Origin of the sequence: Halorubrum sp. Ea1 (assembly GCF_002252965.1) — an archaeon.
Classification (GTDB): domain Archaea; phylum Halobacteriota; class Halobacteria; order Halobacteriales; family Haloferacaceae; genus Halorubrum.
This window is the reverse complement of sequence record NZ_NHPG01000080.1, coordinates 1-871: the sequence shown is the minus strand read 5'-3', so window position 1 is coordinate 871 and position 871 is coordinate 1. Positions and strand designations below refer to the sequence as shown.

Genomic DNA, 871 nt, shown 5'->3' with positions numbered 1-871 from the left:
TCACCGGCGGCGTCCACGGGAAGGAGGCCCACCCGGACCACCCGGAGACCCCAGGGGAGATCGCGTCGGCCGCGGCGGCCTGCGAGGCCGCGGGCGCCAGCGTGCTCCACCTGCACGCGCNNGTCCGCGAGGCCACCGACGACGCCGTCCTCCAGCACTCGACCGGCGGGACCGCCGCGCCTGACGCCCTCCGGCACGAGCCGCTCCGGACCGACCCCGCGCCGGAGATGGCGTCGCTCGACATGGGGCCGCTCAACCGCTACGAGCGGCTCACCTCGGAGAACACCCGCGAACTGGTCGCATCGCTGCACGCGGAGATGCGAGAGCGGGGAATCAAGCCCGAACTGGAGGTGTTCAACGACGGACATTTCAACGAGTCGCTGTCGATCTTAGAGGAGCTGGAGGACCCGCCGTACCTCAACTTCCTGTTCGGCGGCGGGACCACGTCGCCGCCGCACCCCCGGAACCTGGTGAACCGGGTCGAGGCCCTGCCGGAGGGCGTCGAGTTCAACGTGATCGGGTTCGGGCCGCACCAGCTCCCCATGACGACGCAGTCGCTGCTGCTCGGGGGGCACGTCCGGGTCGGGCTGGAGGACAACCGGTACTACGAGCGCGGGGAGCTGGCGACGAACGAGCAGTTGGTGGCGCGGGCGACGCGGATCTCCGCGGAACTGGGTCGGCCGGTTGCGACGCCCGCGGAGACGCGAGAGCTGTTGGGACTGCGCGGTCGGTAACGGGGCCCTTTTCGAGTCCGGCTGGTCGGATAGTTATAATCAAAGGCGGGATGTTGCTGCCGGCTGTTTATGTGCGGTCGACGATGCGGTGCCCACGTCCAAAGCCACAGCCAGCGAAGCGGGCGCACGCTCGCTGC

At 70.1% G+C, this 871-nt stretch carries 1 protein-coding gene; it reads left to right on the top strand.

Annotation, left to right across the window (positions count from 1 at the left end; genetic code table 11):
- Window positions 1-734, top strand: a 734-nt coding sequence (locus DJ73_RS10125) for a 3-keto-5-aminohexanoate cleavage protein (RefSeq protein ID WP_094557889.1), incomplete at its 5' end; no start/stop codon positions are given.
- Between the last annotated feature and the right edge of the window lie 137 nt (window positions 735-871).